At 40.9% G+C, this 25,521-nt stretch carries 28 protein-coding genes; 14 read left to right on the top strand and 14 right to left on the bottom strand.

The features are described 5' to 3' along the window. Nucleotides 1–7 precede the first annotated feature (7 nt). The 3 genes from ACZ5WS_RS03035 (at nucleotide 8) to ACZ5WS_RS03025 (ending at nucleotide 2,794) form a co-directional block, all read left to right on the top strand. A complete protein-coding gene (locus ACZ5WS_RS03035; RefSeq protein ID WP_464710590.1) occupies nucleotides 8–856 on the top strand; it encodes an MBL fold metallo-hydrolase in 849 nt (282 codons plus the stop codon). An 88-nt stretch (nucleotides 857–944) separates the two neighbouring features. After that, nucleotides 945–2,477 (top strand): bifunctional GNAT family N-acetyltransferase/carbon-nitrogen hydrolase family protein, encoded by a 1,533-nt coding sequence (locus ACZ5WS_RS03030; RefSeq protein WP_010392609.1) that lies wholly within the window; start codon nucleotides 945–947, stop codon nucleotides 2,475–2,477. Beyond that, nucleotides 2,477–2,794, top strand: a complete 318-nt coding sequence (locus ACZ5WS_RS03025) for a DMT family transporter (protein ID WP_010392612.1) — start codon at nucleotides 2,477–2,479, stop codon at nucleotides 2,792–2,794. Before ACZ5WS_RS03030 ends, ACZ5WS_RS03025 begins: the two co-directional genes overlap by 1 nt. A gap of 40 nt (nucleotides 2,795–2,834) precedes the next feature. Here the strand turns inward: ACZ5WS_RS03025 and ACZ5WS_RS03020 are convergent, their stop codons facing one another. Continuing rightward, entirely contained in the window at nucleotides 2,835–3,716 is an 882-nt protein-coding gene (locus ACZ5WS_RS03020) for a multidrug transporter (protein ID WP_464710587.1), read from the bottom strand. Nucleotides 3,717–3,958: 242 nt separating this feature from the next. On the opposite strand from ACZ5WS_RS03020, the gene ACZ5WS_RS03015 reads away from it, so the two are divergent. Continuing rightward, a complete protein-coding gene (locus tag ACZ5WS_RS03015; RefSeq protein ID WP_464710586.1) occupies nucleotides 3,959–4,342 on the top strand; it encodes an MAPEG family protein in 384 nt (127 codons plus the stop codon). Nucleotides 4,343–4,416: 74 nt separating this feature from the next. Here ACZ5WS_RS03015 and ACZ5WS_RS03010 read toward each other — a convergent pair whose 3' ends face one another. From ACZ5WS_RS03010 to ACZ5WS_RS03000, 3 genes are all read right to left on the bottom strand, one after another. Continuing rightward, nucleotides 4,417–5,628, bottom strand: a complete 1,212-nt coding sequence (locus tag ACZ5WS_RS03010; RefSeq protein ID WP_010392618.1) for a M56 family metallopeptidase — start codon at nucleotides 5,626–5,628, stop codon at nucleotides 4,417–4,419. A gap of 9 nt (nucleotides 5,629–5,637) precedes the next feature. Beyond that, a complete protein-coding gene (locus ACZ5WS_RS03005; RefSeq protein WP_413401059.1) occupies nucleotides 5,638–6,012 on the bottom strand; it encodes a BlaI/MecI/CopY family transcriptional regulator in 375 nt (124 codons plus the stop codon). Between the two features lie 112 nt (nucleotides 6,013–6,124). After that, a complete protein-coding gene (locus tag ACZ5WS_RS03000) occupies nucleotides 6,125–6,814 on the bottom strand; it encodes a pseudouridine synthase (protein ID WP_418608017.1) in 690 nt (229 codons plus the stop codon). Nucleotides 6,815–6,905: 91 nt separating this feature from the next. On the opposite strand from ACZ5WS_RS03000, the gene ACZ5WS_RS02995 reads away from it, so the two are divergent. Next, the gene (locus ACZ5WS_RS02995) at nucleotides 6,906–7,211 is read left to right on the top strand and encodes a DUF6482 family protein (protein WP_008109023.1); all 306 of its coding nucleotides are present in this window, start codon (nucleotides 6,906–6,908) and stop codon (nucleotides 7,209–7,211) included. 41 nt (nucleotides 7,212–7,252) lie between these two features. Then, nucleotides 7,253–7,672, top strand: a complete 420-nt coding sequence (locus ACZ5WS_RS02990; protein WP_464710581.1) for a GNAT family N-acetyltransferase — start codon at nucleotides 7,253–7,255, stop codon at nucleotides 7,670–7,672. Nucleotides 7,673–7,710: 38 nt separating this feature from the next. On the opposite strand, the gene ACZ5WS_RS02985 is transcribed toward ACZ5WS_RS02990, so the two are convergent. From ACZ5WS_RS02985 to lptM, 7 genes are all read right to left on the bottom strand, one after another. Next, complete coding sequence (locus tag ACZ5WS_RS02985) at nucleotides 7,711–8,070, bottom strand: HopJ type III effector protein (protein WP_464710579.1); 360 nt, start codon at nucleotides 8,068–8,070, stop codon at nucleotides 7,711–7,713. Nucleotides 8,071–8,144: 74 nt separating this feature from the next. Beyond that, complete coding sequence (locus ACZ5WS_RS02980; RefSeq protein WP_464710577.1) at nucleotides 8,145–8,849, bottom strand: HAD-IA family hydrolase; 705 nt, start codon at nucleotides 8,847–8,849, stop codon at nucleotides 8,145–8,147. 10 nt (nucleotides 8,850–8,859) lie between these two features. Beyond that, on the bottom strand, nucleotides 8,860–9,804 hold the full coding sequence (locus ACZ5WS_RS02975; RefSeq protein WP_464710575.1) for a tyrosine recombinase XerC: 945 nt from the start codon (nucleotides 9,802–9,804) through the stop codon (nucleotides 8,860–8,862). Continuing rightward, entirely contained in the window at nucleotides 9,801–10,412 is a 612-nt protein-coding gene (locus ACZ5WS_RS02970; RefSeq protein WP_010392634.1) for a DUF484 family protein, read from the bottom strand. Before ACZ5WS_RS02970 ends, ACZ5WS_RS02975 begins: the two co-directional genes overlap by 4 nt. Then, entirely contained in the window at nucleotides 10,409–11,239 is an 831-nt protein-coding gene (gene dapF / locus ACZ5WS_RS02965) for a diaminopimelate epimerase (protein ID WP_008109029.1), read from the bottom strand. Before dapF ends, ACZ5WS_RS02970 begins: the two co-directional genes overlap by 4 nt. A 64-nt stretch (nucleotides 11,240–11,303) precedes the next feature. After that, on the bottom strand, nucleotides 11,304–12,557 hold the full coding sequence (gene lysA, locus ACZ5WS_RS02960) for a diaminopimelate decarboxylase (protein ID WP_109875813.1): 1,254 nt from the start codon (nucleotides 12,555–12,557) through the stop codon (nucleotides 11,304–11,306). Continuing rightward, a complete protein-coding gene (lptM, locus tag ACZ5WS_RS02955) occupies nucleotides 12,558–12,737 on the bottom strand; it encodes an LPS translocon maturation chaperone LptM (protein ID WP_010392638.1) in 180 nt (59 codons plus the stop codon). 148 nt (nucleotides 12,738–12,885) lie between these two features. Here lptM and cyaY point away from each other — a divergent pair, with 148 nt between their 5' ends. The 8 genes from cyaY (at nucleotide 12,886) to add (ending at nucleotide 22,564) form a co-directional block, all read left to right on the top strand. Then, entirely contained in the window at nucleotides 12,886–13,209 is a 324-nt protein-coding gene (gene cyaY / locus ACZ5WS_RS02950; RefSeq protein ID WP_138605435.1) for an iron donor protein CyaY, read from the top strand. After that, entirely contained in the window at nucleotides 13,206–13,862 is a 657-nt protein-coding gene (locus ACZ5WS_RS02945) for an alpha/beta hydrolase (protein ID WP_198523767.1), read from the top strand. The genes cyaY and ACZ5WS_RS02945 overlap by 4 nt, the downstream gene beginning before the upstream one ends. Nucleotides 13,863–13,885: 23 nt before the next feature. Continuing rightward, nucleotides 13,886–14,791 (top strand): DUF2914 domain-containing protein, encoded by a 906-nt coding sequence (locus ACZ5WS_RS02940; protein ID WP_198522082.1) that lies wholly within the window; start codon nucleotides 13,886–13,888, stop codon nucleotides 14,789–14,791. 59 nt (nucleotides 14,792–14,850) lie between these two features. Beyond that, nucleotides 14,851–15,789 carry a hydroxymethylbilane synthase gene (hemC, locus tag ACZ5WS_RS02935; RefSeq protein WP_178954538.1) on the top strand — a complete coding sequence of 313 codons (939 nt, stop codon included), beginning with the start codon at nucleotides 14,851–14,853 and terminating at the stop codon, nucleotides 15,787–15,789. Continuing rightward, nucleotides 15,789–17,627, top strand: a complete 1,839-nt coding sequence (locus tag ACZ5WS_RS02930; RefSeq protein ID WP_464710572.1) for a uroporphyrinogen-III C-methyltransferase — start codon at nucleotides 15,789–15,791, stop codon at nucleotides 17,625–17,627. Before hemC ends, ACZ5WS_RS02930 begins: the two co-directional genes overlap by 1 nt. Next, nucleotides 17,624–18,730: a heme biosynthesis HemY N-terminal domain-containing protein gene (locus ACZ5WS_RS02925; protein ID WP_464710570.1), complete on the top strand. Its 1,107-nt coding sequence runs from the start codon at nucleotides 17,624–17,626 to the stop codon at nucleotides 18,728–18,730. Before ACZ5WS_RS02930 ends, ACZ5WS_RS02925 begins: the two co-directional genes overlap by 4 nt. A 46-nt stretch (nucleotides 18,731–18,776) precedes the next feature. Continuing rightward, entirely contained in the window at nucleotides 18,777–21,443 is a 2,667-nt protein-coding gene (locus ACZ5WS_RS02920; RefSeq protein WP_138605425.1) for an ATP-binding protein, read from the top strand. A 119-nt stretch (nucleotides 21,444–21,562) separates the two neighbouring features. Continuing rightward, nucleotides 21,563–22,564 (top strand): adenosine deaminase, encoded by a 1,002-nt coding sequence (gene add, locus ACZ5WS_RS02915; RefSeq protein ID WP_464710567.1) that lies wholly within the window; start codon nucleotides 21,563–21,565, stop codon nucleotides 22,562–22,564. Nucleotides 22,565–22,609: 45 nt separating this feature from the next. Here the strand turns inward: add and ACZ5WS_RS02910 are convergent, their stop codons facing one another. The 3 genes from ACZ5WS_RS02910 to ubiD form a co-directional block, all read right to left on the bottom strand. Continuing rightward, entirely contained in the window at nucleotides 22,610–23,023 is a 414-nt protein-coding gene (locus ACZ5WS_RS02910; RefSeq protein WP_054202871.1) for a CBS domain-containing protein, read from the bottom strand. Nucleotides 23,024–23,182: 159 nt separating this feature from the next. Beyond that, nucleotides 23,183–23,896, bottom strand: a complete 714-nt coding sequence (fre, locus tag ACZ5WS_RS02905; RefSeq protein ID WP_464710565.1) for an NAD(P)H-flavin reductase — start codon at nucleotides 23,894–23,896, stop codon at nucleotides 23,183–23,185. A 94-nt stretch (nucleotides 23,897–23,990) separates the two neighbouring features. Continuing rightward, a complete protein-coding gene (gene ubiD / locus ACZ5WS_RS02900; RefSeq protein WP_464710564.1) occupies nucleotides 23,991–25,457 on the bottom strand; it encodes a 4-hydroxy-3-polyprenylbenzoate decarboxylase in 1,467 nt (488 codons plus the stop codon). Between the last annotated feature and the right edge of the window lie 64 nt (nucleotides 25,458–25,521).

The following is a 25,521-nucleotide window of genomic DNA, read 5'->3' as shown; positions in this document are numbered from 1 at the left end:
TACAACAATGAAAAAATTACTACCGGCATTAATAACGACTTTACTACTAAGCAACTACGCGGCGGCGGATGACAACCCAGTTACAGCTAAGCAACTGAGCGAGCATGTATACGTCCTATACGGACAAGGTGGCAACATTGCAGCCAGCGTAGGGGATGATGGCATATATATCATTGATGATCAGTTTGCCAAACTCTCAGACGATATTAAAAAAACCATTAGCGACTTAAAGCCAGGCAGTGCAGAGTTTGTAATTAACACTCATCATCATGGCGATCACACCGGTGGTAACGAAAACTTTGCTAAAGCCGGAGCCCATGTTATTGCCCACAATAATGTACATAAACGCCTAAAAGAAAAACATGGCGAAGGGTCGGATTACCTACCACGAATTAGTTTTGGTGATGATTTAACACTGCACTTTAATAATGAGCAAGCGCATGTTGTGCATTATCAACATGCCCATACCGATGGCGATGCGGTGATTTTTTTCAATAATGATAATATTGTGCACATGGGCGATATTTACTTTAACTTTGGCAGCCTACCGTTTGTTGATGTAGACAGTGGGGGTAGCGTTGATGGTGTTTTAGCGGCGGTTGATGATGTGATTAATCAGATTGATGATAAAACCCAAGTTATTCCTGGTCATGGCCCGCTAAGTGACCGTTCAGGACTGTTCACGTATCGTAAGCTGGTGCAAAAAGCGAAAGATGTTATGCTAAAAGCAATGCAAAATGACGCCAGTTTAGAGCAGGTACTTAAAGCAGATCCATTGTCAGAACTTGGCCTTGAATATGCTAATTGGTTACCTAAAGAGCGGGTAACCACACTTTTTTATCGCAGTTTAAAGTAGCGCAAAGCGCGAATAAAAACGCATAAACCTAATAAAGCTGAGCATGTGTTCAGCTTTTTTGATTCTTACATGCCCCAAGGAGTTGCGTATGTCGGCAGAAAAAACCCATCTTGAAATTTGTAACTTAACCCGAGAACAATACCCACAAATTAAAACCTTGATGGACGAAGCTTACCCCGACCTAGGCGGAGCATGGCCAAGCCATACTATTTTTAGACTCATCGATCAGTTCCCTGAAGGGCAAATCGGTATTGTGGATGACGGCGTGCTGGTGGGTTTAGCGCTGAGTGTACAGGTAGATTATGCGCGTTTTTCAAACCCGCATACCTATGAAGATATTGCCGATGGCCACGACCGTGTATTTAGCGATACCACAGGAGATGCTTTATACGGCTTGGATGTTGCCATTAGTGAGCAATACCGAGGCATGCGTTTAGGGCGCCGTTTATATGATGCGCGAAAAGAATTGTGTCGCCAGTATAACTTACGCGCTATTTTAGCGGGTGGGCGTATTCCGCGTTATTACAATCACAGCAGTGAAATGACCCCGATGGAATACATTGCTAAGGTCGATCAAAAAGAGCTGTATGACCCCATACTCAGTTTTCAATTAGCCAATGACTTTCAGGTTAAACGATTATTAAAAAAATACTTACCTGAAGATCAGGAGTCGGTCGGTTATGCCACATTACTTGAGTGGAATAACATTATGTATGAGCCAACCGACACCGTTATTGAGTCAACTAAATCAATCGTGCGGGTAGGGGCTGTGCAATGGCAAATGCGCTGTGTTGAATCGGTTGAAGAGATGCTTAAGCAAGTTGAATACTTTGTTGATACGGTATCTGATTACAAAAGCGATTTTATTTTATTCCCTGAGTTTTTTAATGCGCCACTGATGGGATTAACCGAGCAAAGTAACCAAACCGAGGCAATTCGGTATTTAGCCGAATACACTGAGACCTTTAAAAACGCCATGTCGCGTATGGCGATAGAATACAACGCCAACATTATTACCGGCTCAATGCCGCTTGCCGAAGACGATAAAATATATAACGTTAGTTATTTATGCCATCGCAGCGGTAAAATAGACGAGCAACGTAAAATTCATATTACCCCGCATGAACAAAACGATTGGGTGATCCAAGGCGGTGATAAAATTGCTGTATTCGATACAGATGCAGGCCGTGTAGGTATTCAAATTTGTTATGATGTCGAATTTCCTGAGTTGTCACGTATTTTGGCCACCCAAGGTTTGGATATTTTATTTGTGCCATTTTGGACTGACACTAAAAATAGTTACTTGCGTGTACGCCATTGTGCCCAAGCACGTGCCATTGAAAACGAATGTTATGTGGTTATTGCAGGCTCTGTGGGTAACTTACCTGAAGTAGAAAGCTTAGATGTGCAGTTTTCACAGTCGGCGGTACTAACCCCATCGGACTTTTCATTTCCGCACGATGCCACACTAAATGAAGCCACCACCAATACAGAAATGTTATTATTTAGCGACTTAGATATGGATAAGTTAAAAATTCTTCACAGTGAAGGGACAGTGCGTAACTTAAAAGACCGCCGTCACGATTTGTATGAAGTGATATTGAAAAAGAGAGATATTTAATGGCGTGGATGTATTTAATTATTGCTGGGTTACTTGAGATTGGCTGGCCTATAGGGTTAAAAATTTCTCAAACCCCTGAAACTCGTTGGCAGGGCATCGCGATTGCCATTGCGTTTATGGTCGCGAGCGGCTTTATGTTGTGGTTGGCGCAAAAGCAAATATCTATGGGCACGTCGTACGCAGTATGGACGGGTATAGGTGCTGCTGGTACGTTTTTAGTGGGTATATTATTTTACGGTGATGCCGCCACGTTTGGTCGTATTGCTGGTGTGTTAATGATTATTTGTGGTGTCATCACCTTAAAAATTAGTCATTAATTGTTAGATTAAACAAGCGCAGGTTGATACCTGCGCTTTTTTAGCTGCTCGGCAGCATTACCAATATCGCAGCCACTGCAATCAATAATAGCCCAGCGCTATCTTGGCGTTTTAGCGGTTGTTTTAACCATAAAACAGCAATCAATATCGTAAAAAATACTTCTATCTGGCCGAGCGTTTTTACATAGGCAACATGTTGCAAGCTCATTGCGCTAAACCAACCTATTGATCCCAAGCAACTAAATATACTCACCGTACAAGTCATGCCCTTATGCTGAAACATAGTTTTAAATGTATCGCGTTCCTTTAAGGCAATATAAATACACAGCATCAGTGTTTGTAAACTAATAACAAGCAATAAAACCCATGCAGGCGCATACGGAAAAGCTATACCTGAGCTTAAACTGGCTTCTCTGATCCATGACGATGACAACGCAAACGAAGTGCCGCAGGCAAGTCCTGTTAATGCTGTTTTTAAGCTAAAGTGTTTCACATTGGCGATACCACTTAATAGCAATACCGCAATTGCACCAAGAAACACGCCAAACCAACCAAGTAATGAAAGCGTTGAGCCAAAAAACAGTAACCCGAGTATGGCCGCCATAAGCGCTTCACTTTTAGCTAGGCCGGCGCCTACAGCAAAATTATTCATTTTAAATAATTTAACCATGAGTCCCGTGGCAATAATTTGCACTATGCTGGCACCAATAATGTAGCTAATAAATAAAGGGTTGAATGAAGGAAAGGGAGCATCTTGGTAATAATAAAGCGCATATAAATACAGCCCAGCAATAGGGCTTGCCATAATAAAGCGGGCTAATGTAACGCCAGCAATGCTCACATGAGTGCTTAATTTACTTTGCAGAGCATTGCGCCATGACTGCATAAATGCAGCAAAAATAGTCAGTAAAATCCAAATCATCTTAAACAACATACAATAAGCGGAGGAGTAATTTAGCAGTACTGTGACATGAAAGCGACCATCAAAAAGGCATAATGAATATTCATCACCTGCGACAATTTGCCACAGTGACGCACTGCTTAAATCGGCTATAGTGTCTGGGATGTTACTACTAGCCGCCAGAACTCAGGTTATTTATATTTGGCGGCTTTTTTCTATTTGCTGTGTTATTTTGAGTTATAAAAAATAACTTGAGAATGATAATGACGACTTTATTGGTTTGCGCCTTAATTGCAGTGACTATGCCTTATGTTGCAAGAATCCCAGCTATTATAGAAATGAATAAGCTCGGTGGTTACGATAATAAACATCCGCGCCAGCAACAAACGCAACTTACAGGGCTCGGAGCAAGGGCGTTGGCCGCACATCAAAATTGTTTTGAGTCGCTAGCGGTATTTGCCGTTGCTTTGGCTGTGGTGTTAGGCACCAATAATGTTAATGCCGTAACCGAAACTTTAGCGATGACGCATATTGTGGCGCGTATTTTATTTTGTGTTTTTTATTACTTAAACCTCGATATTATTCGCTCGATCACTTGGCTGGTAGGCATGGGAACCGCTATTGGCATGATCGCCGTCAGTTTATAACGAGAATAAGCAAAAACCACAAAGCAAGCAGCCTAAAAGGGTGCTTGCTTTATAGTCTTAAACACTTATTCCCATTAATGCGATATGTTAACTCGCTCTATTAAATCACTTTTTGTAACTGTACTGTTGAGTGCAAAATCAAGTTGTATTAGTACGTTTTGTTGTCCCATTGATGAAGGCGTATATTGCCATTGCATCAGTGCTCTTTTTGCTTCTTTGTTAAAGACTGCTTCTGGTTCAGCTTTTACAACAGTAATGTTAGCTGTTTTGCCTGCAGGGGTTATGTCGTATTTTAATACCACTGAACCGCTAATGCCTTGTTCCGCCGCTTGTTTTGGGTAAAGCGGTTCGATTCGCATTACGGGAGCGATAGATGTTTCTTTTTTAGCTGATGCTTCAGGTTGCTTTGCTACTGCTAAGCCACTGAGCAAGCTTGCTGCTATAAGTAACAAGCTCCCTTTTGCTAGGCGTGAATGTGCGCCATTATGTTTGATATTAGTAAGTCGTTGTAACATGGTTTTTTTATCTCCGTAGTGTGAATAAGCCATCAGACCCGCTGGTGCATTTGCAGCGCAGTTTACTAAGGCTTTGCTGTATAAAATCTGTTGCTTTGTGGTTTTATTACTTAGTACCTGTTCATCACAAGTCAGCTCTTGTAAGCGTCTACAGCTTGCGTATGCCATCCAAACTAAAGGGTTAAACCACATTAAAATTGTAGCCAGTAATAGCAGCGCATTTGTTAGGTTATCTTTGCGTTTTATATGCACATTTTCGTGCTCTAAAATAAGCGCCAATGTAGCTTTATCAAACAGAGTATTGTAGTTGTGTGGTAAAACTAGCTTGCTATTTAGTACCCCAATTACCATAGGTGTTGCCACTTGATGGCTAGTAAAGGTTTTTACCCCTGAGCTTATTTCTGCTTGTAAATTTGTTACTTCACAAAGCTGTAGGTTGCTTACAAATCGGCGGTGAATAATCCAAGTGGCGAATAAAAGCAGTGCCGTAATAACTACATAAAATAGCGCCCAGTTAATACTAATAGTGCTTATTAATGGTTGATTAGGAGTAATGATATAATGACTAATTGGACTGTTTTGTAATGGCCTAATTGCATTGGGTAAATTAGCGATAAGCAGCGAGGCTGGTATTAACCACACTAATTTATAAATAAGCTGAGAACCAATTGCTTTTAAGCCAAAGCGCTCAAGTAAAACAAATCCTGCAAACAACAGACTCAATAATAGCTGTTGCTCTATTAGCCAATTAAAGCTTGTTTGAATAACCATGAGAATCCCTTACTTTTGGTTTTTTTCCCAGTCATCTATGACTTTTTTAAGCTCGTTTATATCTTGTTGAGAGAGTTTTTCTGATTTTGCAAAACCACTTACCAACGGAGCTATACGGCCACTAAAAAAATGCTCAATAAAGTTCTGGCTTTCTTTTTGGGTGTAATCAGCACGATTTATACAGGGGGTGTAAATATATTGGCGGCCTTCTTTTTCGAAGCTAAGCGCTCCTTTTTTAACTAATCGACCAAGTAAGGTTTTAATGGTTTTTTCGTGCCATTGTTTATCATCACTCAAGCGCTCAATAATTTGGCTGGCATTAGCGGGGTAGCTAATCCATAGCGCATCGAGTACTTCAAATTCTGCTTTTGATAATTCGATCATTTTATTGCCTACAAGTGTAATCTTTAATTTAAGACTACACTTGTAATCTATTTTTGCAAGTTTATTTTATATTTTTTAATCGCATTAAAGTGAGGGGGGGAGCGTGAGCTTGTTAGCCTAAAATGTCGCTTTTATTAATTTTTATAAACTGGTTTTCAGGTAAATTTAAATGGTCTAACAGTAATTCACTTATTTGTACGCGGTATAAATCAATCACTTTGTAACCACAGTAATGCGCCATTTTACGAATTTGTCGATTTAGTCCTTGTTTTAAAATAATACTAAACTGATTGTCAGTGATTTTAGTCACCTCACACGGCAAAGTCATTTGCTTATCGACAGGGACGCCTGCAGCCATTTTTTCGCAAAAATTCTCATCTAAAGGTTTATTGACGGTTACTAAATAGCGTTTAGGCTGATGAAAGTCAGGGTGGATCAGCTGGTTACAAAAATCTCCATCATTGGTCAAAATAAGCAATCCGCGTGAGTCTTTATCAAGGCGACCAATAGGGTATACCCGTGTTAGTTGCGGTAAATGATGAATAAGGCTGCTTGGGTCGTGCTGATTGAGTTTACAATCAATTCCTACTGGTTTGTGATAAGCAAAGTAGACTAAATCGGCAGGGCCTTTAATGGCTTGGCCATTAACAATGACACTGTCGTTTTCGTCCACATGATCAATATGATTTGCGGGGCGATTATTAACCATGACCACACCTTCGTCAATCAAACGCGAGGCCTGCTTGCGTGAGCAAACACCGGCATGCGCTATGTACTTTGCGAGTCGAATTTTTGTATCCATGATAGCGCGTAATTAAAAAAATCTGATCGCGATTATAGCAAAGCTGCGTATTGATTACTTGGACAGTTAATTTAACAGTAGGTAGGTTAATATGGGTATTCAATTTTCAGAACTAAAAAAGCATCAGCCATTACAAAAAGTGGTGGTTCATTCACTAGAAATGGCCTTGTATCAAGTGTCTGTTGTCATTAATAATGTTGAATACTATGTACAAGAAAGTGATGGTGAATTTGTAAAGGCAGTCAGCCCATTACATATTCAAAAACGCTTTGAAGATATTGCTTATGCGCAAATGATGCTCAGGCATACCAGCGCTTATGATGAAATGTGTGGTCAGCCGGAAAAAATTTCTAGCAATATGCTGGAAGTTCCCTTTGGACAAAATAACCTGTTTTAACATCAGGTATTTGCTAATATAGGTCTATTTGGAATAGCCCAATGTACCTATTGCACGCAGATAATACTGAGCAATTAAACCAAGCACTGCGTGTTAATATGCTTGAGTTTAATGCTCAACATTTCGACGCAGAGCGCCAAGCTCTCGGCTATAAATATCTCGATAAACAGAATGAATTAGTTGCCGGTATAAGTGGTCATGTATTTGGCAATTGGCTGCTAATAAGTTGGTTGTGGTGTGCTGAATCGGCACGAGGCAATGGCTTGGCTGAGTCGTTACTAACATCACTTGAAAATGCAGCAATTGAAATGGGCGCGGTTCAGGCTCAGCTTGACACCTTAGATTTTCAAGCCAAACCTTTCTATGAAAAGCGTGGCTATCAGGTTAAGTATCAACTAAATAATTATCCGCTCAGCGGTACACGTTACTTTATGGAAAAGCCGCTGGTAGCGGCTAAATAATACTAGGGTCTAATCCACAAAGGTCAACAGACCCTATGTTATTCTTTTGTGGTTAAAGGCGTGCCATTAAAGCTAATGCCTAAAAACGGTGTTGCTTCTGGTGCTAACATAAACGTACGAATATTCATGTGATCATCGGCATTTGGGTTGTCTAGTACATCTTCACGGTAAAATTTACCAAAACAATCTAAGGTATTTTGTTTACTAAGACCGTTGAGCTTAGCAAATGCAAAAATTTTGCACGAACCGTTATTTTCACTGGCAGAGCTTAATAACCCATGGTTACTGAAGCTGCATGCTGTAAAAATATAGTGCTCATCAATAACGGCCATAGTATCAGCAAAGCTAATACTTTTTGGCTCATCTGCGAGCGTTGTTAAATAATCTGTGAGCGTCATACGCTGTCCTTGTTATTATAATATGTCGTTAATTAACTAACTCTAACTTATATTATTAGTAAAACAAGCATAGGTTATATTAAATGGGTTAACGCATGAATGTTGGTTATTTCAATATCAGCCAGCCCTTTGTAGGCATAAGTTTGCGCTTGATTATTCAGCCATACAGACTGACAGCCAGCGTTGTTAGCACCTTGCACATCGCTATCAAGGCTATCACCTATGTGCAAAATATCGCTGTTTTTGATACGTAAATGTGTTGCGGCTTGATCAAATAATGTTGTGTGTGGTTTGGCTTTACCATGGAAGCCAGCTTGTAACACCAGTTCAAACTTACCTTTTAAATTAAATCGATCAACCTCGACATTACCGTTAGTAATGGCAATCAATTTGTAGTGTTGACTTAGTTTATCAAGCAATATTAGTACGTCTTCACTCACCGTAATATTGCTTCGCTCATCTGCAAATGCTTGATACGCCTTATTTGCATGATGCTCTATTTCATCACCTTTAAAACCTAATTCAGACAATACTAAGCGCAAGGTATGCTTACGCCATTGTGTGACGTCATCAATCAGCTCTGGCTGCTGTAGTGCTGCGAGTTCACGGCATTGCTGCCAAAACTGTGGTCCTTGTTTTTTGTAGCCTGGTAGCGCATTTAAATAATCAATTTGCGCCTGAACGGCTGCGGTTATGATAGGGCGGTTATCGTACAAGGTGTCGTCTAAGTCAAAGCTTAGCACAGAAAAAGGAGAAATTGCGCGATTAAATCGGATCATAGTTGCTGCTCTAATCGGTTCTTTTTTTAGCTCGTGGGTGGGTGTTATCGTACACCTTAGCTAAGTGCTGAAAATCTAAATGAGTATAAACTTGGGTTGCAGATAAACTACTGTGGCCTAATAATTCTTGCACTGCTCGTAAATCCCCAGACGACTCTAAAATATGCGACGCAAATGAGTGGCGTAATTTATGTGGATGAACTTGCGAGCTAATACCTTGCTTAATCCCCCATTCTTGCATGCGCAAACGAACTTGGCGTACAGAAATACGATTTTTTTTGCTACTTAAAAATACCGCATGTTCATCTGAGCCCATAAATAGTGGGCGAACTGCTAGCCAATTGTTTAACGCCTCAAGTGCTTTAGAGCCAACCGGTATTAGGCGTTCTTTTGCGCCTTTGCCTCGCACTAATATTTCACCGCTACGAGTGTTTATATCTTGCATGTTAGCGCCAACTAACTCGCTAATGCGTAAACCTGATGAATACATCAGTTCCATCATCGCTTTATCACGCATGGCGAGTGGATCATCATCGGGTATTTCGAGTAAACGAGCCATTTGGTCAACATCAAGGTTTTTAGGTAAAGGTCGCGCAAATTTAGGGCCTTTTATACCCTGTGCCGGATTATGGTAATGCGTTTGCTCAGTAATATTTTTTGCTTTTAAAAATTTATACAAACTACGTATACAGCTTAATTTTAAGCTGATTGTTCTGCCACTTAATTGTTTTGCCCGCAGTGCCATACTGTAACGACGAATATGCTCACTTTGTACCGCAAACCAATTGTCGCACAGTTTATTAAAATACAAGGCGGCAAAGCCTAATTGGCTGACATACTGATTAACCGTGTGCGCCGAATACTGGCGTTCAAATTTTAAGTAATCACTAAATAATGTAATGGGTGTACGCCAGCTATCGCTTAAGTCGCTTATATTTGGCGCGTTATCGCTCATGCCAGTTCCAGTAACCGTATTTGCAATGAGCGCACAAAATCTAATACAAATAAGTTATCTTGTGAGGGCTCAAAGTGGTTTTCATCGTGGCTGCCAAAAGCCAAAATTGCGTAGGGGTTACTCGGCTCACCAATTAAATAAAGTGCGGTCGATTGGGTATCATTGTTGAAGAGTAAGTCGCGTTCTTGCTGATTTACACGGCCTAAATAATGATTACTATCTGACAGTCTATGCTTTACTAACTCTTCAAAGGCATTATCGTATCTAACGAGTTTGCATTCATTAATAGTCGGGCTCATACAAATAATATTGCGTAAGTTACTGGCCAGTGTATTAAAGTCGTAATTACTCCACAGCTGTCGGTGACATTGGCTAAATAAACGATAAACCAGTTCATTCTGGGTCGCATTTTTGCTCATGCTGTCTATTTGATTTTTTAGCTGTGTATTGTGCTCGCGTAATTGGCGCTGCTGAATATGCACTAATGAAGTAGCACCCTGTACTTGCTGTTGTAACTCAAGTTGCGCTAACAGCTTAGGTTGCTCAATTAAAAAATCAGGATGCTGTTGTAAGTAATCTATTACTTGCTGTTTAGTTAATTCACTCATAGTGCAACTTGCCCATCAAATACATGTTCAGCGGGACCTGTCATACGCACTGGATGGCCCTCGCCACTCCAGCGCACTTGTAAGCTACCGCCGGGTAAATCAACTTGTACTGTACTGGTGAGCTTATTTTGGATAAAACCAATCACCATGGCAGCACACGCGCCGGTACCGCAAGCAAGTGTTTCGCTTACACCACGCTCCCATACTCTGAGTTTAATGTGCTCTTGAGAGATAACCTGCATAAAGCCAATGTTCGCGCGTTGTGGAAAACGCTCATGGTTTTCAAGCAACGGGCCTAGGGTATCCACTTGGGCTGTTTCTATATCGTCTACTTCCATTACGCAATGAGGGTTACCCATAGATACGGCACCACTAAAAACGGTATGCTCTTCTGCGCGAATAATATAAGTCAGCTCACGTTTGGTTGCTTTGAGTGGAATTTTATTTGGCTCAAAATTAGGGTGACCCATATTAACGGTTACTTGACCGTCTTTTTCAATATACAGGGTGAGATTACCAGACTTAGTCGACACGCTGATTTTATGTTTATTGGTTAAGCCTTTCATGCGTACAAAGCGGGCAAAGCAGCGCGCACCGTTACCACATTGTTCTACTTCGTGGCCGTCAGCGTTAAAAATACGATAGTGAAAATCGAGATCGGGTGAGTAAGGGGCTTCAACCATCAGTAGTTGATCAAACCCAATGCCGAAATGGCGATCGGCCAGCTTTTTGATTTGATCACGAGATAAAAAAACGTTTTGTGTAATGTTATCAATCACAACAAAGTCGTTACCTAAGCCGTGCATTTTGGAAAAATTAACTAACATAGCGCTCTAATTCGGTTTTGCTCTGTGCTAATCATGCCACAGAGCAGCTAGTTGGCAAAAACGTTTATGGTAAAACTTTCTCACCTTGGTATAAGCTTTCGATAGTTTCGCGTTCGCGAATAAGGTGATGTTGCTCACCATCGACCATTACTTCGGCAACTCGTGGACGTGAGTTATAATTTGAGCTCATTGTAAAACCATAGGCTCCAGCGCTTCGCTGTACTAACAAATCACCTTGTTTGAGTGCCAGTGGTCGGTCTTTACCTAAAAAGTCACCGGTTTCACACACCGGCCCAACCACGTCATAGTTGTGTGTAGGTGTTTCGTCATCACGCACTGATACAGGAATAATTTTTTGCCATGCTTGATACAGTGATGGGCGTAACATGTCGTTCATACCCGCATCTACAATCGCAAAATACTTGTCTTGATTTTGCTTAATAAACTCAACTTGTGTAACTAAAATACCCGCGTTTGCGGCAATGGCTCGCCCGGGCTCAAAAATCAGTTCTAGGTGACGGTAATTTGCAAGGCGCTGCGTTACTTGTGCTGCATATTCACTTGGGTGTGGAGGTTGTTCGTCGTCGTAGGTTACTCCAAGGCCTCCACCTATATCTAAATGGCTTAGCTCAATACCTGCATTTTTTAATTCATCAATTAATGCCAGTAGTTTATCAAGCGCCTCTAAAAACGGTTTGGTTTGTGTAAGCTGTGAGCCAATATGGCAATCTACGCCAACAATCGTTAAGCCAGGTAATGATGCCGCATGTTGATACACACTTAATGCAGACTCGATTCCAATACCAAACTTATTTTCTTTAAGTCCAGTAGAAATATACGGATGTGTTTTGGCATCAATATCGGGATTAACACGAATAGAAATTGGCGCGTCTAAATTAAGCTCGCAGGCCACTTCTGAAATGCGCTCAAGTTCTGAAATTGACTCAACGTTAAAGCATTTAATACCTAATTCTAACGCATAAGCAATTTCGTCAGCCGTTTTAGCAACCCCAGAAAATACCACTTTGTTAGCAGCGCCTCCGGCTTTTATCACCCGTGCTAATTCGCCTTTTGAGACAATATCAAAACCCGCACCAAGTCGTGCCAATATGTTTAACACCGCAATATTTGAATTTGCTTTAACGGCATAACACACTAGGCTTTTGTGATCTTGAGTCGCATTAGCAAACGCTAAATAATGGCGTTCAAACGTGGCTCTGGAATACACATAACACGGCGTACCATAGTGCTGTGCAATGGTTGCTACGCTGACATCTTCAGCAAATAGTTGGTTGTTTTTATAATTAAAAAAATCCATTTACTGCTCCTGTTGTTGCTCGGCGGGTGTTTGTTTGTTAGGAATGTCAGTTGGCTGGTTTTGTTCAGCAGGCTGCTCGGGTAAGTACAGCGGGCCGCTTTGGCCACAGCCAGCTAATGCACACAACAATACGGTGCTGATTAATAGTTGTTTTAATTGTAAGGTATATGTCGCTTTCATTAGATTAATACGGTTGCTGGCTTTATAATCGCAGAGTAACAGAATATCTAAAAAATGCAGCTATTCGCGGATGATTTTATTCCTGTTACACTAGCTCTATAAACATGCACCCATTATTTAGGCGCCTCGCCTGCAAAGGAAATTAACGATGACTGATCACGAATATCACCAGTTAGCAGAAGCTCTTATGTTCACTATTGAAGAACAAGTTGATGATTGTGAAGCAGATTTAGATTATGAATCGGCTCAAGGTATTTTAGAAATTATTTTTCCAGATCGCAGTAAGATTGTGATTAATAAGCAAGCCCCTTTGCACCAAGTATGGGTAGCAACAAAATTCAATGGCCATCATTTTGAAATGCGTGATGGTCAATGGATTGATAACCGCTCGGGTGCAGAGTTTTGGAGCTTCATTAACGAAGCGTCTACACGCCAAGCGGGTCAAGAAATTCAATGGCAATCAACACTATGAGTTTAGGGTTTGTAGAATACCCAGCGCAAAGCACCCATAAAGCCACGGTTATCTGGCTGCATGGCTTAGGTGATTCAGGTGATGGTTTTGCACCAGTAGCCCCGCAGCTCGATTTACCTACTGAGTTAGGGGTGCGTTTTGTTTTTCCTCATGCGCCTATGCAGGCTGTCACTATTAACGGTGGTATGCAAATGCGCTCATGGTACGACATTAAATCTATGGATTTAGATAAACGTGCTGATGAGCAAGGGGTTAGAGAATCAGCAGCCAAAGTTGAGCAACTCATTACACAAGAAATTGCTAACGGCATACCTGCGAGTAAAATTATTTTAGCGGGCTTTTCGCAAGGTGGCGTTGTATCGCTGCATTTAGCACCGCGTTTAGAACAAAAGCTGGCTGGTGTAATGGCGCTGTCAACCTACATGTGTGTGCCACATAAATTGGCAGATGAAGCAAAACAAACACAGTTAAATATATTTATGGCTCATGGTAGCCAAGATGACGTTGTACCGCATAGCGCGGGTAGAAGTGCGTTCGAAGTATTATCAACGCATAACATGGATGTAAGTTGGCAAGAATACCCAATGGGGCATCAGGTTTGTACACAAGAGTTACAAGCTGTGCGCCAATGGTTAATTTCTCGCTTAAGTTAGTTTAGGAGCCGCTGAGGGTCAAAATGAGTCAAAAAATAGTAATAACAGCAAATGTAAAACGTGAACCATCTACTAGCAAACCCAACGTGAGCTATGAGTGGCATTGGCGTCGGATTGTGAGTATTTCTATGTTGGTGATTATGATCTCTGCAGCGGTTATTTACGGCCTGTCTAGCGCCGTGAATGCTGATCAAGGGACGCCGCATCCTAATGAGCAGCTTGATTTTACTGAGCAACAAACAGCAATTGTGTCGCTAAACGATGATATTGCAGCATCAGTAGAGAGTGAAAAAGCCACAGATGCCGATGAGGAGCCGGTGAGCAGTGTCAAGATTGCAGACCCTAAAACCTTTTCCTCAGTTGAGCAAAAACCAGCTTCTATTACTGAACAGGTACCATCGGAGCCTGAAGTTCAACAAAGTATTATTAAGCAAGAAGTAGAGCCAACGATCACTGCTGAGCCTGAAGAAGCAACCATTGCAGCAATAGCCACTCAAGACCCTGAAGTTGAGACTGTTAGTGCAAAGCCAGTTGAGCAAAAGAAATTTGCTGCATCCGCACACATTGCTAGTGTAGCTGTGGGAGCCAAAATAGATACAGCCACAATTAGCCGTGCAGTTCTGACTCGCAGTGTCAGTAACCGTGAGCCAACCAATGTATTTGCCGCCGATGTGCGTTTGAATCAATTTGAAGAGTCGCTGTCATTTTTTAGTGAGCTTAAAAACTTACAGGGACAGCAGGTAAAACATGTGTGGTTATTTGAAGGTGAAATAATGGCTGAAGTGGCACTTAAGGTTACTTCTCCGCGTTACAGAACGTACTCAACTAAAAATATTATGGATACTCAATTAGGGCATTGGCGCGTTGATGTAGTTGATGAAAACGGGCTGCTCATCGCTCAAAAAGAATTTAGAGTTTTAGCAAATTAAATAGCCTTAGATTGAATAAGTTTTCATTCTAAAAGCTAGTAATTATTAATGGATATTTTATGACTGAAAAAACAAAGTTAGTTCGCATTGCCACTCGTAAAAGTGCATTGGCACTCTGGCAGGCTGAATTTGTAAAAGCGCAGCTAGAGCACTTTCATGATGACGTGCGTGTAGAGCTCGTGCCAATGTCGACTCAAGGTGACATTATTTTAGATACACCACTAGCTAAAATTGGCGGCAAAGGTTTATTTGTAAAAGAGTTAGAGCAAGCCATGTTAGATGGCCGTGCAGATATTGCAGTGCATTCAATGAAAGATGTGCCGGTAGAATTTCCGGATGATTTAGAGTTACACACTATTTGTGAACGTGAAGATCCGCGTGATGCGTTTGTATCAAATAACTTTGCCAATATTGATGCGCTACCACAAGGCGCTATTGTGGGGACTTCAAGTTTACGTCGCCAGTGTCAAATTAGAGCGATGCGTCCGGATTTAGAAATTCGCGACTTACGTGGCAATGTAAATACACGTTTAGCTAAGCTTGATAGCGGCCAATACGATGCCATTATACTCGCAGCTGCAGGACTAATTCGTTTAGAGATGGGCGAGCGTATTCGTGACTTTATTGAACCAGAAGTCTCGTTACCTGCTAATGGCCAAGGCGCTGTAGGCATTGAGTGTCGTATAGACGATAGCGTGACAAAAGCATTATTGGCTCCACTTGAGCATAACGAAACACGTATTCGTGTTAACGCTGAGCGCGCAATGAACCGCCATTTAGAAGGGGGTTGCCAAGTGCCAATTGGTGCTTATGCACTGGTTGATGGTAACCAAGTACATTTACGTGGTTTGGTCGGTGCGATTGATGGCAGTGAAATTTTACGCGATGAAATTAGCGGTCACGTTGATGATGCTGAAAAGCTAGGTATAGAGCTGGCTAAAAAACTATTAGCACAAGGCGCAGATAAAATTCTGGCTGACGTATATCGAGACGCATAATGAAACATATCTTGATAACTCGGCCCGAAGGAAAAGGCGCAGCCCTTGCACAGCAACTTGAGCAAGCGGGTTATCAAGCGTCTTTATATCCTGTTTTAAAAATAACCTACTTAACGCCAACAAACGTTGAATTAAGCCCGCTGGTAAACGCCGACAAAATTATCTTTGTTTCACAGGATGCGGTGCATGCATTAAATGCACTTAAGCCTGCTATTAATACCAAAGCACAGTTTTATGGGGTAGGCCAACAAACAGCCGATACCATTTATGAAGTATTTGGTGTGCGCGCGGCTTTGCCAAAACAACATGACTCTGAAGGGTTACTCGCACTTAAGTCTTTGGCTGATGTTGACGGCAGTAATATTGTGTTAGTAAAAGGGATTGGCGGGCGACCTGAAATAGCAAAAACCTTGAAGCAACGTGGTGCTCATTTAAATAATTGTGTGGTGTATCAACGTAAACCAGTAGAGCCTAGCTCAGCTAACTGGATAGACCACTGGCAAAGCCAGAATGTACACGGTATAGTCATTACAAGTAATGCTGCAGTTGACGCCATATTTAATACTATTTCAGCGGCGCAACTAACATGGTTACAACAGTGCGAGTTTTATGTTGCCAGTGAGCGCATTGGTGCTTATTTACAACAACAAAAAATAAATTCGACCCATATACACACTGCGGCAGGAGCTAGCGACCAGGCTATGTTTACCTGCATTAATCAGCAAGGTAGCAAAATGAGTGAACAGTCAGCGACGTCAAAAGTAGAAAAAGAAGCGAAGCCAACAGCAAAGAGCACCTCAAATACGACTAAAAGTGAGTCTGCAAAAGTGAATAACCAAACGCAAAATATTCCTCAAAAAGTAAGTAAAGTAGGTAGCGTTGCGTTAGTGATTTCCTTGCTTGTTGCCAGTGGTGTGGGTTATGAATTTTATCAAAAGCTTAATGCCGGTAAAGTGCAAAATTTAGCGGTTAATGCATTAACAGAGCAAAATAAGATATTGCAGCAAGAGCTGCAAACGCTTAAGTCTGAGCAACTCAGTTTGCAACAAGCGTTGCTTAATAGCGAAGAGCAAATCGCTATGGCACTCAATGAGAACTCTGTAAAAAATCAACAAGTATTAAAAGCCGCACTGCAAAAGGTACAACAAAGTGGTAATACATTAAATCCACAAGAGGTCACCAGCTTGCAACGCATGGCTGAATTTAAACTGTGGGCAGAACAAGATTACCTAGGCACAAGTGCCGTGCTTAAACGTTTAGACTCATTATTAAGCGATCATCCAGGTACGCTTGAGTTACGCCAAGCAATTACACAAGACATACAAACACTCGACAATATTAAACCCGTTGCGACAGAAGCGATTTATTTACAATTAAACAGCGTAATAAAGCGTATTGATGACTTGGTATTTAATGCGGTTAATTTGCCTGAAGAGGCGAGTATAAGTGATGAGAATGCACTCTCTGAAGATGTTAGTGATTGGCAACAAAACATTCGTAATAGTTGGAATAAAATAGTCGATAGCTTTATTACTATTCGCCATCATGAAGGCGTATTAATTGAGCCACTATTAACTGACCGAGAGCGTCATTTAATTACCCAGCGCATCAAGCTTAATATTACTCAGGCGCAAGACGCATTAATGGGTAAACAAGCTAGTATTTATTTTAACGCTTTGAATGATACAAAACGTTTGGTTAATGAATACTTTAAACAAGATGACGATGCAACAAAAGTGGTAATACAGACGTTAGCCAATCTTGAAAAAGAATCGCTTAACTTTAACCCTCAAGTAACACTGCAAAGCACTCAAAAAGTGAAGGAGTGGGCACAATGATAGGGCTGATTATTTTTATTGTCGCTATTGTGTTGGTGCTAGCGATTACTCCCTTTGTGTTAGATGAAAAAGGCTATGTGCTGATTTCATTTAACAATACCACCATAGAGGGGACGATTGTTTCATTTTGTATAATGGCAGCACTGAGTACGGCAGCTTTGTATTTAACTTACAAGCTAGTGCGTTATTGTTTATCTATTTATAGAAACACTAAGCATGGTTTTTTTGCGCGAAGCCAAGAGCGTAAACATGCGGCTATAGAGCAAGCATTGTGGAGTCTCATTAATGATGATTACGAACAAGTAGAAAGTGCGCTATCAAGTAATAGTGTGCCTGCTAAATTTACCGATATACGTTTAGCGTTATTAGCAAAAACCGCTCTGGCAAATAACCAGCCTGATAAAGCGCTTGAACGTTTGTTTGAAATCAGCCCAGAGCAACAACTTAAAGTGGCTAAGTTATGGTTAGCTAGTGGCGACAGCAGTGTAATTGAACCGCAAATACGGGTGGCAGCAGAATCTAAAAAAGCCACGGTGCTTGATTTGAAGTTGTACACCGAAGTTTTAGTGCAGCAACAGCATTTTAAATTGCTTGAAGATTTTTTACCGCGTTTATTGCGCAAAAACGCCTTGAATGATACCCAGTGGCAGCAAGTGTTTTTAGCTTATTTTGCTGCGCAAGCAAATGATGAGTTAACCGCTAAATATCAACATTTAGGTAAAAAGTTGCAGGCGCATGCGCATACGGCTTATTTAACTCAAATGGCTAAAGTAGGGCAATTAGCAAGCATCGAAAATGAGCTAGTTAAATTACTCAAGCAAAAACAGCATGAACAACTGGCTTACATTTTAAGTGAAGCTGCACCAAGTAATGCTTATAAGTTGCAATCAAGCATTCAAGAGCGACTGAAAAAAGATGAGCATAATAATGCGTTACTATTAGCGTTAGCGTGTTTAGCTAATGCGCAAGGTGATTATGACTTAGCCGCACGTGTTTTTGACAAAGCACTCAATAGCGAAAATAAAGCACAGTACCGACAACAAGCGATATTAAGTTATAAACACAGTGCACAATTAGATAAGGCACTTGTACTCTACCAATAATCAATTATAGTTATAAATCAATAATAAAAGCGCAGGAGCGACGGTTGTGAAAAATGTATTTACATTATCTTTTAGCCTCGCATGCGCTTATTTCTTTAGCGGTTACCTGAGTAATTTTTTATTCGCCGTTAATGGTTATGCGGTTGCCTCTTGGCCTCCAGCCGGTATTGCGCTGGCAAGCTTTTTACTATGGAGGCGCCGTGCTTATGCGGGGATTTTTGCAGGCGCAGCGTTTGTTAATTTAATTCACTTAGACAATGCTGCTGATATTTTAAATTGGCAAGTCTTATTGCAAGCTATTGCCGTCAGCTGTGCTGTTTTTTTTCAGGCGTGGCTAGGTGCATTCCTCATTATCAGAGTCATTAAAGTCCCCCTTAATTTATCTTCTCTTAGACTTAGTATTCAAAGCTTGGTGATTGGTGGGCCACTATGTTGTGTAATAGCGGCAGGTGTTGGAACCAGTCTACTTTTTTTCAATAATATAATTAGCCCACCTGCTGCGCTTAGTACCTTTATTACCTGGTGGATAGGTGACTCAATTGGCGTACTTGTTTTTACTCCATTGGTATTGGCCATATTTAACTATTCGCAGTTACGTCATCGGCTACAGGTTATTTTGCCTGCGTTACTTATTTACGCCATTATTAGCGTTAGCTTTTATGGCGCAGCAAGTGTAAAAAAACAAAAAGACATTCAAAAGCAAGAAGATAAAGTGTTGATGGCACAAAGTGCCATTAATCAAAAGTTAGATGAAGTGGCTGCTCATCTATCTTTGTTAGGTGCATTTTTAGCAAGTAGTGATCAGGTTATTCTCGATGAGTTTAATCATTTTACCTCTAAGCAGTTGAGCTACAATGAAGAAATTTTAGCGTTAAATTGGGTGCCAATGATCACAGCTAATTCTATTAACGAACCTGCCCAATGGGACAAAAGTGTCGTTATAAAGCAAAGGATGGCGAATGGTCAATGGCAACCCGCGCTCTTTAGCAATACTTATTACCCCATAAAATATATTTACCCCATAAAGAATATGCAAGATCTGCTGGGCTTTGATTTGAACTCTGATTTACATATTCGTGATGCACTCAATAAAGCAAAAATTCTTAATGAGCTGGTATTGAGTGAGCCATTTAAGCTAGCTCCTGCAGACGAGGAATTAAGCGTGCTTTTTATTTCTCCTGTCTTTGGTGCTCCTGATATTGAAGGTGACTTTAAAGGGTTTGTAATTGCCTTGGTGAGTTTAGCTAAGTTGTCTGAGGCACTTTCGTTTGATAGCGGTAATGAAGTTGCGATTGGTTTTACTGATATCAATAAAGCAGATAATAAACAGGCTCTTTATAGCGTTGAGCATGACTCAATGACGTTGCTAAAAGATTATCAGTTGTTAATTGGCCATAGGTTGTGGCAAGTAGAAATATACCAACCTAAAACGCAATCAACCTGGCTAATTTATTGGCTAGCACAGATAGTAGGTATGCTATTTGTTTGGCTATTGATTATGTTTTTAATTTCAGTGGTCGCCACCAATGTTCGTATACGCGAACAAGTTGCAAAGCAAACACTAACTTTGCGTCAGGAAAAGCAGAAAGCGGATGAAGCCAGTGAGATAAAAAGTCAGTTTTTAGCTAATATGAGCCACGAAATTCGTACCCCAATTAACGGTATTAAAGGCATGCATTACTTAGCACTGCAACAGCAGGACTGGTCATTAGCAAAAACTTACATAGAGCAAGCTGACGGTGCGGTCAGTGTCTTATTGAGAGTGCTAAATGATGTGCTCGATTTTTCAAAAATGGAAGCGGGCAAGCTTGAGTTAGTACAAGAGTCTGTAGAGTTAAAGTTATTGGCAAAAGAAGTTATGAGTTTAATGCATTTTGAAGTTAGTAATAAGCCCTTGTCACTACAAGTTGAGGTTGATAATGATGCTCCTTTAGTTGTTAATACCGATCCTATTCGTTTAAAGCAGGTGCTGCTGAACTTATTAAATAATGCCGTTAAGTTTACTGCTAAGGGTAGTATCACATTAAAGATTTGGCAGTCAGCAAAGATGACTTATTTTAGTGTCAATGATACGGGGATTGGAATTAGTGAGGAGGCACAAAAACAGCTATTTAACCCATTCTCTCAGGCTGATAGTTCAACCTCACGCCAGTTTGGTGGCACAGGGCTTGGTTTAAGTATTTGTAAAAAATTAGTAGAGCTGATGGGAGGAGCAATTGATTTAAAAAGTAGTGAGGGTCACGGCTCTACTTTTACCTTTAGTTTACCGCTCCATTCTCCGCTACCTAAAGCACAATATTATTCAGGTAAGTTAGATAAAATAGATATAAGCAACCTATCACTGGCGAAGTATCGCTTACTACTCGTTGAAGACAACCCATTAAATCAACATGTGGCCACCGCTATTTTAGAAACCAAGCAGGGTGTTGTAGATATTGCTAATAACGGACTTGAAGCGATTAAAATGCTAAGCGATAAAAGATACGACTTAGTATTAATGGATATTCAAATGCCACAAATGGATGGCTTAAAAGCAACAAAAGTGATTCGTAATGAGTTAGGCTTTTTAGATTTACCTATTATTGGCCTATCTGCTAATGCGCACGAAGAAGATGCTAAAAAAGCGATTAACGTCGGAATGGATAACTATATAACTAAACCTATTGATGCAGATGCACTGTTTAAAATGATTTGGTTTTATTTATCACGTTAACTCTTTTTATATAAAAAGCAGACATAAGACCTCCAAGCGCTATTTTAAGTATTCTACACTTGAAATATTACTGTACCTGCGTATCATTCGCGCAATTTTAATTCAACCGAGTAGCTATTATGATCAATAGAAAAATACCTTTGCTAGATATTCACCGTCATTTAGATGGTAATGTACGCGCGCAAACCATACTAGAACTTGGTCGTCAGTTTAATATCGCTTTACCAGCGGACAATGTTGAAGCACTTATTCCCCATGTTCAGGTTATTGATCCTGAGCCAAACTTAATGGCATTTTTACAAAAGCTTGACTGGGGAGTGACGGTACTAGGTGATTACGATGCCTGTAGACGTATTGCGATAGAAAACATTGAAGATGCACAAGCGCAGGGTCTTGATTACGTAGAGCTGCGTTTTAGTCCTTATTATATGGCTCAAAGCCAAGGGTTACACCCTCAAGGGGTTGTTGAAGCAGTGGTTGATGGTATCCGTAGTGCAACAAAAGATACTGATATAAAAGCAAACTTAATTGGTATTTTGTCTCGTACATACGGAGTTAAAACCTGTCAGCACGAGTTGGACGCGTTACTTGCCTTTAAAAATGATTTGGTTGCAGTGGATTTGGCCGGTGATGAGATTGGTTATCCTGGCGAGTTGTTTGTTGATCATTTTAAGCAAGTACGTGATGCGTATTTGGCTGTTACCGTGCATGCTGGTGAAGCGTTAGGTGCGCCAAGTATTTGGCAAGCATTAAACGAGCTTGGCGCAAGCAGAATAGGCCATGGTGTTAAAGCGATTGAAGATCCAAAACTAATGGATTATTTACGCGATAACCGTATTGGTATTGAATCGTGCTTAACCAGTAACATTCAAACCAGTACAGTGAATGATTTAACCAAACACCCACTTAAGCAGTTTTTAGATCATGGTATTTTAGCCTGTCTTAACACGGATGACCCGGCTGTTGAAGGCATTGAAATTGAATACGAATATGCAGTGGCAGCACCAAAAGCAGGTTTGTCACAAGCTGATATGGAAAAAGCGCAAGCGAATGCGCTGGAAATTGCCTATTTAAGTGACGCTGATAAAAATGCACTTAAAGTTAAAGTCGCACAGCGTTAAATTGTCTATATAATTAAAAATGCCACTGTTTACAGTGGCATTTTTTTATATGTGCGCATTACAACTAACGTAATTATTATAAAGTGCTTTTAATATATCGGCACGGCTGATCATACCTACCACTACACCGCCATCGATCACGGGGTAATTTTTAGGTTTACCAGGCTTCATTTGTTCTGCTAATTCCATAATATTGGTATCGCCGTGCACGGTTACCACATCTGTTTGCATCAACTGCGATACTTTCACCATACCATCACAAAAATAACTACTTTGCATTAAGGGTTTGAGTAACTCTTGCTCTGAGATAAAGCCAACGAGCACCTTATTATCATCAAATACCGGCGCGCCTAGTAGTTTAAATTTTTCTAGCTCTGCTATGGCAGTGGTCATTTCTGTATTAGGGGTGATGTGAGGCAACTTATGTTGCATAAAATCTTTTACTTTTGTATTTAACATTTAGGTTTCTCCCGCTTAATGTTCTGTACAAAGTATGGTTTATAGATTGGATTTTAGGAAATTGTTTATGTTGATGAGCTTAATAGGTAATAACAATCACAGTTCTAGCAATTAAAACAATTAGGCACCCTAAGGTGCCTTAAAAATATTGCGCTAATGTTACTTTATGAACGCGAATGCATCTGCGTACATATTTTCACGAATGGCGCCATGATTTATAAAATCATCGCGTACTATGCCAATCATGTCAAAACGACCTGCCATGTAAATATCGTAAGGTTCTAACGACATAATATCGCTCATCACCGCTTTATGAACATAACCAGTGTGGCCAGTCCAGCTGTCGGTAGGATGCTCTACGACAGGAATAAATTTAAAGTTTTCACGGCTATCTGCCCATGCTTGCATTTCGGTAAGTGCATACAGCGCCGACTCTTCTTTTACGCCCCAGTAAAATAGCACCGGGCGCTCACAGTTGATTTCAGCTAAATGCTCGGCCATTGACTTTGCGTAAGAAAAACCAGTACCGCCGGCGAGTAAAATAATTGGACGCTCGCACTGCAAACGCAGCTGAGAAATACCTAAACTTGCTTCAATAGTTACGGTTTGGTTCTCGTTGTGGGCACTACGAAGGTGTTCTAATGATTGCATCGCGTAAGAGTCTGCGTTTGATGCGCCAATGTGTAATTCTAATGCATCAGTTTGTGAGGGGCGACTCGCGATTGAAAACGCACGTTTATCTTTTTCACCTAAAACCAACTGTAAATATTGACCAGCTTCAAATGCTACAGGCTGTTGCGGCTTTAAAATAACTTTATGAACAAATTCTGTTAGTGGGCTGATAGAAACAACTTCAGCGAGTAATGTTTGCATGTTTTACCTTAAATTAGCGGATACGCACTTTATTTGAGCAATAATAGCATATCCACAGGGTGAGTTTACAGCCTAGAGCCCTAGACCAAAGTCGTTAGAGAATATCTAAACTATCCCAAAGCTCATCAACACGATCTTTAGTGGCTTTATCCATTACAATAGGTTCGCCCCATTCTCGAGTTGTTTCACCAGGCCATTTATTTGTTGCATCCATACCCATTTTTGAACCTAGGCCAGATACGGGCGATGCAAAATCTAAATAATCAATTGGCGTGTTTTCAATTAACGTCGTGTCGCGCGCAGGGTCCATACGAGTAGTGATAGCCCAAATTACATCGTTCCAATCTCTAGCGTTGATATCATCGTCGCAGACAATAACAAACTTAGTGTACATAAATTGTCGTAGGAATGACCAAACCCCCATCATTACGCGCTTGGCGTGACCTGGATATTGTTTTTTCATTGTTACCACGGCCATACGGTACGAACAACCTTCTGGCGGTAAATAAAAATCGACAATTTCTGGAAATTGCTTTTGTAAGATTGGTACGAATACTTCGTTTAATGCCACCCCTAAAATAGCCGGCTCATCCGGCGGACGGCCAGTAAAAGTACTATGATAAATAGGGTCTTTACGATGTGTAATATGAGTGACCGTCATAACTGGGAAGTCGTCGACTTCGTTGTAGTAGCCTGTGTGGTCGCCATATGGACCTTCCGGCGCCATCTCTCCAGGCATAATATGCCCTTCAAGTACGATTTCTGCACTGGCTGGTACTTGTAAATCATTCGAGATTGACTTAACTACTTCAGTTTTACTACCACGTAGTAAACCTGCAAAGGCATATTCGCTTAACGTATCTGGAACGGGGGTAACAGCGCCTAAAATAGTCGCAGGATCTGCACCTAATGCCACCGAAACAGGGTAGGGCTGACCAGGGTGTTCTTTACACCACTCTTGAAAATCAAGCGCGCCACCGCGATGAGATAACCAACGCATAATGATTTTATTTTTACCCAATAGCTGTTGACGGTAAATCCCTAAATTTTGGCGCTTTTTGTGAGGCCCTTTGGTAACGGTTAAACCCCAAGTAATCAAAGGTGCAGCATCGCCAGGCCAGCAGTGCTGAATAGGAAGTTTAGTTAAGTCAACGTCGTCACCTTGTAAAATAACTTGTTGGCAGGGGGCTTTTTTAACTTCTTTAGCCGGCATATTAAGTACTTGCTTGAATACCGGAATTTGTCCGAGCGCTTCTTTAATGCCTTTTGGCGGCTCAGGTTCTTTTAGAAATGCGAGTAATTTTCCTACTTCACGTAATTCACTCACATCTTCTTGGCCCATACCCATAGCTACACGCTTAGGGGTACCAAACAAGTTAGCTAAAACGGGAATGTCGTACCCTTTAGGGTTTTCAAATAATAAAGCAGGGCCTTCGGCACGCAGTGTGCGGTCAGCAATTTCGGTCATCTCAAGATACGGGTCGATTTCTTGGCTGATGCGTTTTAATTCGCCTCGCTTCTCAAGTAAATCGATAAAATCGCGCAGATCTTTGTATTTCATTGTGGGCCGTTACTTAGCAAAAAGTTAAAAGTATTATACCCAGTTCATACAAGCCAAGTCATTA

The sequence above is a fragment of the Pseudoalteromonas sp. 11L1 genome (assembly GCF_055397545.1).
Note: the sequence above shows the minus strand (reverse complement) of the source record. Positions and strands in the feature narration are given on the sequence as shown.